At 69.6% G+C, this 10106-nt stretch carries 10 protein-coding genes; 6 read left to right on the top strand and 4 right to left on the bottom strand.

From position 1 onward, the window contains the following. The first annotated feature begins 181 nt into the window (after window positions 1-181). The gene (locus QZ433_RS04560; protein WP_295780223.1) at window positions 182-1159 is read left to right on the top strand and encodes an SRPBCC family protein; all 978 of its coding nucleotides are present in this window, start codon (window positions 182-184) and stop codon (window positions 1157-1159) included. A 50-nt stretch (window positions 1160-1209) separates the two neighbouring features. Here the strand turns inward: QZ433_RS04560 and fdhA are convergent, their stop codons facing one another. The 4 genes from fdhA to QZ433_RS04540 form a co-directional block, all read right to left on the bottom strand. Continuing rightward, window positions 1210-2427 (bottom strand): formaldehyde dehydrogenase, glutathione-independent, encoded by a 1218-nt coding sequence (gene fdhA / locus QZ433_RS04555; protein ID WP_295780222.1) that lies wholly within the window; start codon window positions 2425-2427, stop codon window positions 1210-1212. A 235-nt stretch (window positions 2428-2662) separates the two neighbouring features. Beyond that, entirely contained in the window at window positions 2663-3097 is a 435-nt protein-coding gene (locus QZ433_RS04550) for a hypothetical protein (RefSeq protein WP_295780221.1), read from the bottom strand. Between the two features lie 85 nt (window positions 3098-3182). Then, the gene (gene sufU / locus QZ433_RS04545) at window positions 3183-3638 is read right to left on the bottom strand and encodes a Fe-S cluster assembly sulfur transfer protein SufU (protein WP_264629667.1); all 456 of its coding nucleotides are present in this window, start codon (window positions 3636-3638) and stop codon (window positions 3183-3185) included. Continuing rightward, a complete protein-coding gene (locus QZ433_RS04540; protein ID WP_295780220.1) occupies window positions 3635-4876 on the bottom strand; it encodes a SufS family cysteine desulfurase in 1242 nt (413 codons plus the stop codon). The genes sufU and QZ433_RS04540 overlap by 4 nt, the downstream gene beginning before the upstream one ends. A gap of 145 nt (window positions 4877-5021) precedes the next feature. Between QZ433_RS04540 and QZ433_RS04535 the strand changes: the two genes are divergently transcribed. The 5 genes from QZ433_RS04535 (at window position 5022) to dapA (ending at window position 9996) form a co-directional block, all read left to right on the top strand. After that, complete coding sequence (locus tag QZ433_RS04535; protein WP_295780219.1) at window positions 5022-5786, top strand: DeoR/GlpR family DNA-binding transcription regulator; 765 nt, start codon at window positions 5022-5024, stop codon at window positions 5784-5786. A 294-nt stretch (window positions 5787-6080) separates the two neighbouring features. Further along, window positions 6081-7319, top strand: coding sequence for an exo-alpha-sialidase (locus QZ433_RS04530; protein WP_295780218.1), 1239 nt, complete (start codon window positions 6081-6083; stop codon window positions 7317-7319). Further along, a complete protein-coding gene (locus tag QZ433_RS04525; protein ID WP_295780217.1) occupies window positions 7316-8659 on the top strand; it encodes an SLC13 family permease in 1344 nt (447 codons plus the stop codon). The genes QZ433_RS04530 and QZ433_RS04525 overlap by 4 nt, the downstream gene beginning before the upstream one ends. A gap of 34 nt (window positions 8660-8693) precedes the next feature. Beyond that, the gene (locus QZ433_RS04520; RefSeq protein ID WP_295780216.1) at window positions 8694-9041 is read left to right on the top strand and encodes a hypothetical protein; all 348 of its coding nucleotides are present in this window, start codon (window positions 8694-8696) and stop codon (window positions 9039-9041) included. 58 nt (window positions 9042-9099) lie between these two features. Then, the gene (gene dapA, locus QZ433_RS04515) at window positions 9100-9996 is read left to right on the top strand and encodes a 4-hydroxy-tetrahydrodipicolinate synthase (protein ID WP_295780215.1); all 897 of its coding nucleotides are present in this window, start codon (window positions 9100-9102) and stop codon (window positions 9994-9996) included. Window positions 9997-10106 lie beyond the last annotated feature (110 nt).

Raw genomic sequence — 10106 nt, 5'->3', positions numbered from 1 at the left:
CCTGTGGCGCGGCCGCTTCGTCCGACTCGACGCGCTGCTGTCGGAAGAGGCGGATGCCGCGGCATCCGCCCTCCGCTCGCCCTCGGCACCGCCGCCGCCCTCGCGCGACGCCGCTCCGGGTCGCGAGGCACCCGGGCGCACGGCATCCACCCCTCAGAACTGACCGACGAAGGAGTCCGTCATGCCCGTCACATCCGTCGAGACCGATCTCGATGCGCTCACCCTGACCCTGGTCGCCGACTTCGCGGTCGGGCCCGAGCGCCTGTGGGCCGTCTTCACCGACCCGCGCCAGCTCGAGCGTTTCTGGGGACCCCCGGGGTGGCCGGCGACCTTCGACGCGTTCGACTTCCGCGTCGGCGGTCACGCGAGGTACCACATGACCTCGCCGCAGGGGGAACGGGCGGGCGGGGCGTGGGAGTTCACCGCCATCGACGAACCGCGCGCGTTCGAGGTGATCGATTCGTTCGCCGACGAGACCGGCGAGCCGATCGAGGGGATGCCGTCCATGCGCATGGCCTTCACCTTCGAGGCCACGCCCGAGGGCTCGCGGATGACGAACGTCAGCCGCTTCGCCTCGCTCGACGCCCTCGAGCAGGTCGTGGCGATGGGTGCGGTCGAGGGATCGACCCTCGCGATGAACCAGCTCGACGCGGTGCTGCCGGGCCTGCGCGCCTTCGCCCAGGGCAAGGGGACGCGGCTCGAGATCCTCAGCGACCAGCACGTGCGCATCACGCGCCTGATCGAGGGGCCTCGCGAGCTCGTGTGGCGCGCGCACCTCGACCCCGAGCTCATGCGGCGGTGGATGCTCGGCCCCGACGGGTGGCGCATGTCGGTCAGCGAGATCGATCGGCGCGAGGGCGGCCGCTACCGCATCGCCTGGGAGCCCGAGCCGGGCACCGAGGGCGAGGGGTTCGGCTTCGACGGCGAGATCCTGCTGCTCGACGAGCCGCGGCGCATGGTGCAGACCGAGCACATGACCGGCACCGACCTGCCGACGACGACCAACGACCTCTCGCTGTACGAAGAGGACGGCGCGACGCTCGTCACTCTGCTGATCGAGTATCCGGATGCCGCCACCCGCGACGCCGTGCTCGCCACGGGCATGGTCGACGGGATGGAGGAGAGCTTCCGACGGATGGAGCGCGTCGTCCTGGACTGAGGGCGGGATGCCGCGGCGGCGGGGCCGCGGCATCCCTGTTCCGACCGGAGTCAGCTCTTGATGTACCCGTTCGGGTTCAGCACGTACTTGCGCGGGGCGCCCTTGTCGAAGTCGGCGTAGCCCTGGGGGGCGTCGTCGAGGCTGATGGGCGTGGCGTTGACCGCCTTGGCGATCTGCACCTTGTCGTGCAGGATCGCCATCATCAGCTGCCGGTTGTACTTCATCACCGGGCACTGACCCGTCGTGAACGACAGCGACTTCGCCCAGCCGAGGCCGAGGCGCAGCGACAGCGACCCGACCTTGGCCGCCTCGTCGACCCCGCCCGGGTCACCGGTCACGTACAGGCCCGGGATGCCGAGGGCCCCACCCGCCGCGGTGATGTCGAACAGCGAGTTCAGCACCGTCGCCGGCGCTTCGTGCGACGAGTCGGAGCCGTGACCGCGGGCCTCGAAGCCGACCGCGTCGACCGCGGCATCCACTTCGGGGGTACCGAGGATCTGCTCGATCTGGTCGCGCGGATCGCCCTTGGACACGTCGACGCTCTCGAAGCCCATCGACCGCACCTGCTCGAGACGGTCGGCGTTGAGGTCGCCGACGAGCACGGCGGCCGCACCCAGCAGCTGCGCGCCGACGGCGGCGGCGATGCCGACCGGACCCGCACCGGCGATGTACACCGTGGATCCCGGACGCACTCCCGCGGTGTACGCGCCGTGGAAGCCGGTGGGGAAGATGTCGGACAGCATCGTCAGGTCGAGGATCTTCTCGAGCGCCTGCTCACGGTCGGGGAAGACCAGCAGGTTCCAGTCGGCGTAGGGCACCAGGACGTACTCGGCCTGGCCGCCCACCCAGCCGCCCATGTCGACGTAGCCGTAGGCGCTGCCGGGGCGGTCGGGGTTCACGTTGAGGCAGATGCCGGTCTTGCCCTCCTTGCAGTTTCGACACCGTCCGCACGCGATGTTGAACGGCACCGAGACGATGTCGCCGACCTTGACGAACTCGACGTCGGGTCCCACCTCGATCACCTCGCCGGTGATCTCGTGCCCGAGCACCAGGCCGGCCGGAGCGGTGGTGCGCCCGCGCACCATGTGCTGGTCGGAGCCGCAGATGTTGGTGGAGACGGTGCGCAGGATCGCACCGTGGGGGACCTTTCGGCCGACGTTCGCCGGATTGACGCCGGGACCGTCCTTGAGCTCGAACTCCGGATACGGGGTGTCGATGACCTCCACGACACCGGGTTCTTTGTACGCCACTGCCTTGTTGCCGGACATCTTCGTCCTCTCCGGCCGGGTCGTCCCGACCTGATCGTGCCCGCGGGTCCGGCCGCAGCCGGCCCCGGTGCGACGCGCGACCGGATTCGGCCGTGAGCGACGCGAGGGATGGCCCCAGCCAAGACGCGCGTCTCGAGCGCGTCAAGGGATGGCGCGAGAAGCCACCCCGTGCATCATCCGGGTGGGGTCCGGCCGTCGCCGGGGTGAGAGTGCGGGTGTCAGGCGGACCGCGCGGTCACGTCGCGGGGGCCGCCCGGCGGACGGCGTCGCGGATGCGCTGCTCGACCTCGGCCGTGACCTCGACCACGGCGAACGAGACCGGCCACATCGGACCGTCGTCGAGCTGCGCCGAGTCGTCGAAGCTGACCGTGCCGTACCGCGTCTTGAACTTCGACGCCGGTTGATAGAAGACCACGACCTTGCCGTCTCGGGCGTAGGCGGGGAAGCCGTAGAACGTCTTGGGGTTCAGGTGCCCCGCCTCTTCGAGCACGATGACGTGCAGCCGCTCGGCGACCGCGCGGTCGACGCCCTCGAGCTTCTCGATCGCCTCGAGGCAGGCCTCGCTCTCCTTCTGCAGCTTCGCCAGGCCCTTCACGCCCTTCATGGCCTGGAGCTCCTCGGCGCGCTGCTTCATCGCCGCGCGCTCTTCCGCGCTGAATCCGTTGCCCATGGCATCCGTCCTCTCCCGTGATGGACGCAGGATATCGCTGCGGCACGTCCGCGGAAGGGAGAGCGGACGTCCGGATGCCACGGACTCAGGCCTGCCGCAGCCCCTCCTCGAGCGCGACCCACGCGAGCATCGCGCACTTCACGCGCGCGGTGTACTTCGACACCCCCGACAGGGCTGCCGCGTCGGCGAAGGTCTCCTCGTCGAGGGGGATCTTGCCGCGCGAGCGCAGCGCCTCGCGGAACGACGCGATCAGGGTTTCGGCGTCGGCGCGCGGCATCCCCTCGTCTCCGCCGTCCTCCTGCAGGAGCGCGACGAGCATCGAAGCCGAGGCCTGCGAGATCGAGCAGCCCGCCCCTTCCCAGGTGACGGATGCCACGCGGTCGCCCTCGACGTCGACGCGCAGCGTGATCTCGTCGCCGCACACCGGATTGCGCTGGTGCACCGTGGCACTGTGTGCGCCGGGCTCGGCGAGACCGAAGCCGCGACGGTTCTTCGCGTGGTCGAGGATGAGCTCCTGGTACAGGGATTCGAGGCCGCTCATGCGCTCACCCCGAAGAAGCCGCGCACGCCCGACACCGCGTCGAGGAAGGTGTCGACCTCGGCCTCGGTCGTGTGGATCGCCGCGCTCGCGCGGACCGACGCGGTCATCCCGAAGCGCCGGTGCAGCGGCTGGGCGCAGTGGTGCCCGACGCGCACGGCGACGCCGCGGCTGTCGAGGAACTGGCCCACGTCGTGCGCGTGGACCCCCTCGACCTCGAAGGCCTGCAGGGCGATGCGGTCGGCGGCATCCGTGTCTCCGAGCAGGCGGACGCCGTCGATCGACCGGAGTCCCTCGCGCATGCGCTTCTCGAGGGCGGCCTCGTGCGCGTACGCGGCGTCGAGGTCGTGCTGTCCGAGCCAGCGGACGGCGGCGGCCAGGGCGACGGCCTGCGACACCGGCTGGGTACCCGGTTCGAAGCGCTGCGGCGGAGGGAGGTACTCGGCTTTGTCGAGCGTGACGGTCGTGATCATCGAGCCGCCCGTGGTGAACGGCGGCAGTGCCTCGAGCACCTCGTCGCGGCCCCACAGCGCCCCGATGCCGTACGGCCCGTGGATCTTGTGGCCCGAGAACACGGCGAGGTCGACTCCGGATGCCGGCAGGTCGAGCGCCAGGTGCGGAGCCGACTGGCACGCGTCGAGCACCGTCAACGCGCCGACGCCGCGGGCGAGGGTGACGAGCTTCGCGACCGGGTTCACGATGCCCAGGACGTTCGAGACGTGCGGGAACGCGACGACCTTCGTGCGTTCGCCGATGAGGTCGGCGGCGGTGCGCATGTCGAGCGTGCCGTCGTCGAGCACGGGGATGTGGCGCAGGCGCGCACCCGTGCGGGCGGCGAGCTCCTGCCACGGGATGAGGTTCGCGTGGTGCTCCGCTTCGGTCACGACGATCTCGTCGCCTTCGCGCAGGCGTCCGGCGTAGCCGAGGGATCCGGCGACGAGGTTGAGGCCCGCGGTGGCTCCGCTCGTCCAGACCAGCTGCTCGGGCTCGGCCCCGACGAAGTCCGCGACCGTGACGCGGGCGTCCTCGAACAGCTCGGTCGCCTCGGCGGCGAGGGTGTGGGCACCGCGGTGCACGGCGGCGTTCGCGCGCTCGAGGAAGTCGCGCTCGGCGTCGAGCACGGCGCGCGGCTTCTGGCTCGTCGCGCCGGAATCGAGGTAGACGAGGGGGTGGCCGTCGACCTCGGTCGCGAGGATCGGGAAGTCGGCGCGAACGGCGTCGACGTCGTAGGGGAGGGTCACGGTTCTAGGCTACGCGGCGGCGGGTGGGCGGGTACCGGATGCGCGAGTCCGGCTGCGGGCAGAGGCGTGCCGCAGGTCGGCCTCCCCCGATTGGTAGCGTGAGGCGACCCGCGGTCGTGCGCGCGGTCGGGAGGAGCGTGGCCGGATGAGGGCGTCAGAGCGGCGTGAAGAGATCGTGCGCATGGCCAGGAGCAACGGTCTCGCGAGCGTCGAGGAGCTCTCGCGTGCTTTCGGCGTCACCGCGTCGACGATCCGGCGCGACCTGTCGGCACTCGAGGATTCGAACCGACTCGCGCGCACCTACGGAGGTGCGATCGCGGTGAGGTCGCATCACCGCGAGATGAGCCTGGGCGAGCGCTCCGTCGACTCCTACCGCGCCAAGGATGCGATCGGCCGTCGGGCCGCCGCGCAGGTCGCCCCGGGCGAGACGATCCTGCTGGATGCCGGCACGACGACGGCCCGCGTCGCCGCGCACCTGATCGGTACCTCTCCCTTGACCGTCGTGACGAACGGGATGACCCCCTTCCGGGAGTTCGAGGGCGCCGAGGGGGTCGAGCTGTCGCTGCTCGGCGGCTGGTATCGGCAGACCTCGCAGAGCTTCATCGGCCCGATGGCCGAGGCGTCATTGGAGCGATGGTTCTTCGACGCGGTCTTCCTCGGGGCGGACGCCGTGACGGCGGAGCGCGGACTGTGCGAGGCGACCGCGACGCAGACGCGGCTGAAGGAGTTGATGGCGCGCGCGGGTACGCGTGTGTACGTCGTCGCCCACGCGGCGAAGCTCGGCGCATCCCCCTTCAGCGCGTGGGTCCGGCTCGAGACGCCCTGGACTTTGGTGACGGATGCCGAGGCCTCCGAGGAGCAGCTCGAGCCCTTCCGTCGTCGTGGGGTCGAGGTCATCGTCGCCGACTGAGGCCCGCGCGCCCGCTCACGGGATGCGCGTTGTGCGCGTTTCGCGCGCGATCTTCTCGACCCTCGGTCGTCGCTGCGGCTGCCACGCCCCTGCCGCACTCTTCTGACGTTGTGAATGCACGAAATGCGCATGAGCATTGCGCACTTCGTGCAAACCTGTCAGGATGACCTCATTCCGTTCTCCGTGTCGGCGATGCCCGATGGCATCCCGATCTATGCGAGGCGGCATCAACGTTCGCCGATGAACCGCGTCCGCGTCGGGCGCCCACCGTCAGAGCCGACTGGAGGACCACGCATGAGTGATTTCGATGGGCTGCTACGAGCCCGTTCCGATCGAGGGTCGGAAGCGCTGCTGCCGACCCCGACGGTGCAGTGCCACGCCGCCAACCTCGCCTTCCTCCCCGGCGGCGATCTCGCCTGCGTGTGGTTCGGTGGGACGCAGGAGGGTGTCTCCGACATCTCGATCCACCTGTCCCGGCTGCCGGCCGGAGGGAATCGCTGGCTCGAGCCCGTGCAGCTGAGCTTCGACTCCACGCGATCGGAACAGAACCCCATCCTCTTCACCGCTCCCGACGGCGCGGTGTGGCTGCTCTACACCGCCCAGATCGCGGGCAACCAGGACACCTCCGAGGTGCGGCGGCGCGTCTCACGCGACGGGGGAGCGACCTGGGACGAGCCGACCGCTCTGCTGGGCGATGCGGCGCCGGTCGGCGTGTTCGTCCGCCAGTCGCCGGTCGTCCTCGAGAGCGGACGGATCCTGCTGCCCGTCTTCAACTGCCGCACCGTCCCCGGCGAGAAGTGGGTCGGCAACGACGACACCGCCTCGGTCTGGTTCTCCGACGACCTCGGCCAGACCTGGTCGGAGGTGACCGTGCCCGACTCGCAGGGCTGCGTGCACATGAACATCGTGCCGCGCGCCGATGGCACGCTGTGGGCGTGCTTCCGCTCGCGGTGGGCGGACCACGTGTACGAATCCGTGTCGAGCGACGGCGGGATGACGTGGGAGCCCTGCCGCCCGATCGATCTGCCCAACAACAACTCCTCCCTCCAGGCCCGGTCCCTCGGCGACGGTCGCGTCGCGATGGTGATGAACTGGGCGAGCAGAGAAGACGCCACCAGTCGCCGCGTCTCGCTCTACGACGAGCTGGACGACGACGGCCTCAGCGGCGACGAAGGCCCCCGCCTGGCCGAGCCCGCCGTCGACGCGGACGGACGCAGCGCCTTCTGGGGCGCCCCCCGCGCCCCGATGACGCTGGCCCTGTCGACGGACGACGCCCGGAGCTGGCCGATCGCCTACGACATCGAGAACGGCGACGGGTACTGCCTCTCGAACAACAGTCGGCAGAGCCTGAATCGCGAGCTGTCGTACCCCTCGGTGCTCGCGGGCGCCGACGGCGGCCTGCACATCGCGTACACCTGGCATCGCAAGGCGATCAAACACGTGCACCTCTCGGCCGCGGATCTCGCGCAGATCGTGGCGGACGAGCCGACGTCCGCTGGACCGGAGTCGACCGCGGGGGAGCAGGCAGCATGACCGTCCCCATGATCCTCGCCCTGGCGATCACCGTCCTGATGATCGTCCTCATCATGATCGACCGTCTGCCGTTCGGCGTCCCCCCGCTGATCGCCTGCCTGCTGCTGGTGGTCTTCAACGTCGTGCCGATCAACGTCGCGTTCAGCGGCTTCGCCAACGCGACGATCGTGATGCTCGCCTCGTTCATGGCCGTCATCGCGGCCCTGCAGAAGACGGAGCTGGTCACGGGGTTCAAGCAGATGATCTCGAGGTTGGCCTCGAAGGGGGGATTCCGCGCCTACGCGCTGATCGTCGTCTTCGTCATGGTCGGCTGCAGCATCTTCGGAACCGGCTCCACGGCGTACTACGTCCTCGTCATCGGACTGCTCTCGACGCTCGCCTACAACAAGAAGCTCCCGCCGTCCAAGGTGCTCATGCCGGCCGGGTTCGCCGCGAACCACCCCCTGCTGCCGTTCAACGTCGCCCTGCAGTACGGCATCGTCGTCGCCGTGCTCGAGGCGACGGGTGTCAGCGAACGTGTCGACCTGGTGAGGTTCTCGCTGGTGAACCTCGTGCTGAGCCTCGGGTTCCTCATCTGGTGCCTCATCGCCTACCGGATGCTGCCGGATCACCCGATCACCAACGACGAGCCTCCCGCCGACCCTGCCCTCGAGGGGGGCGACTCGTCTCCGCGCGGAGGGGGGATCGCCGAGGCGGCCGCCACGGCGACCGCCACGATCATCGCCCCCGTTCTCACCCGCCGTAAGCAGATCGCGGCGTACGTGAGCTTCGGCGTCGCCATCGCGGGCATGATCTCCTACAGCTACATCGGCGACGCGGGCTATGCGATCACCGGGCTCGCGGTCGCCGTGCTGCTCATCACGCGCGTCCTGACCTTCGGCGAGATCCGCGACGCGATCAGCCAGCCCATCATCCTCATGTCGGCCGGGGTGATCGGCATCGCCGAGGCTCTCGGCAAGACCGGGCTGACGCAATTGGTCGGTGAGAGCGTCGCCAATCTGCTCGGCGGCAACGTGAGCCCCTTCCTCCTCGTCTTCGCCTTCTGCGTCCTGACGAGCGTCCTCGCCACCCTCACGGGATCGACGATCGGCACGGTCTACGTCTTCGCGCCGCTCGCGATCGCGACCTGCATCGGCCTGGGGCTCGACCCGACGGCCGCGGCGATCGCCATCGTCATCTCGGGATGGAACGGCCACTTCCTTCCCATCGACGGACTGCCCGCGATGGTCATGGGCGTCGGCAAGTACTCGCTCGTGCAGTTCTGGAAGTTCACGATCCCGATGTACGTCATCCGCCTGCTCGCGCTGACCGCGGGCGCCCTCCTGCTGTTCCCGATGTGATCGGGCACGCGAACCCCCTCGGAACGGACCCGTCATGAAGAACTCGTTCGAACTCGCCCACGTGGGCATCAACAACGACGACGCCGACGAGGCGCAGCGACTGTGCGATCTGCTGTGCCTGATGTTCAATCTCGACGCCCGCGCCGGGAAGAAGTCCGAGTTCGCGGGCACCTTCTTCGAGTGCGTGCGCTCGCAGTACCTCGGAACCCACGGTCACATCGGAATGGCGACCGCCGATCTGGCCTCCGCCGTCGAGGAACTGAGCGGGAAGGGGTTCGGCTTCGACGACGCGACGGCAGCGTACTTCGATGACGGGCGCCTGCAGAACATCTACCTCGCCGGGGAGTTCGGCGGCTTCGCGATCCACGTCATGCAGAAATAGCCCCCACCCCGAAGGCATCCCGCCCCATCCGGCCACCCCGCGCAGAAGGAGTCACTCCGTGTCCACCCCCATCAGCGGCAGCATCCACGCTCTCGTCACCCCGTTCCACGACGACGAGTCGCTCAACCTCGACCAGATGCGCGTGCACGCCGACCGCGCCGTCCGCTCGGGTGCTCACGGCGTGTTCTGCCTCGGCACCAACGGCGAGTTCTTCCAGCAGACGGCGGATGAGCGCCTCGCCGTCCTCGACGCCGTCGTCGCGTCCGTCGACGGTCGTGTCCCGGTGTACGCGGGCGCCGGCGCCGTCGGAACGGCCGAGACGGTGCGCATCGCCGAGCGGATGCAGGCCGCGGGTGCCGATGTGCTCTCGGTCATCACGCCGTACTTCGCGGCGGCGTCGCAGGACGAGCTGTACCGGCACTTCGCAACCGTGGCCGCGTCTGTCGACGTGCCCGTGCTGATCTACAACATCCCCGCCCGCACGGGGAACAACATCGCGCCCGCGACCATCGCACGGCTCGCCGAGATCGACAACATCGCGGGCGTCAAGGATTCGTCGGGCAACTTCGACGCCATCCTGCAGTGCATCGAGTTGACCGACCCCGAGACCTTCGCCGTGCTCGCGGGGACGGACTCGCTGGTGCTGCCGACCTTGCAGGCGGGCGGCGCGGGCGGGATCACCGCCGTGGCGAACGTCTACCCGCGCGTGATGGTCGAAATCTACGAGCGCTGGGCGGCGGGCGACCTCGACGGCGCGCGCACCGCCCAGGCATCGATTCGGGCCTTGCGCAACCTCTTCGTCCTGGGCAACCCCAACACGATCGTCAAGGCGGCGACCAATGCGGCCGGGGAGAACGTCGGTCCATGCCGCGCGCCGTTCAACCTGCTGAGCGCCGACGCTCTCGACAGGATCGCCGCGACGGTCCGAGCCGATCAGGCTGCGGGACTGGGCTGAGAGAACGAAGAGCGGGCCCCGCGTCGAGTGTCCTCGACGCGGGGCCCCGCTCTTCGTTACGTGCATTCATCGGTTGTACGCGGGCATCGTTCCCTTGAGCGGCGACGAGA

It is taken from the genome of uncultured Microbacterium sp., from assembly GCF_913776565.1.
Taxonomy (GTDB): Bacteria; Actinomycetota; Actinomycetes; order Actinomycetales; family Microbacteriaceae; genus Microbacterium.
Note: the sequence above shows the minus strand (reverse complement) of the source record. Positions and strands in the feature narration are given on the sequence as shown.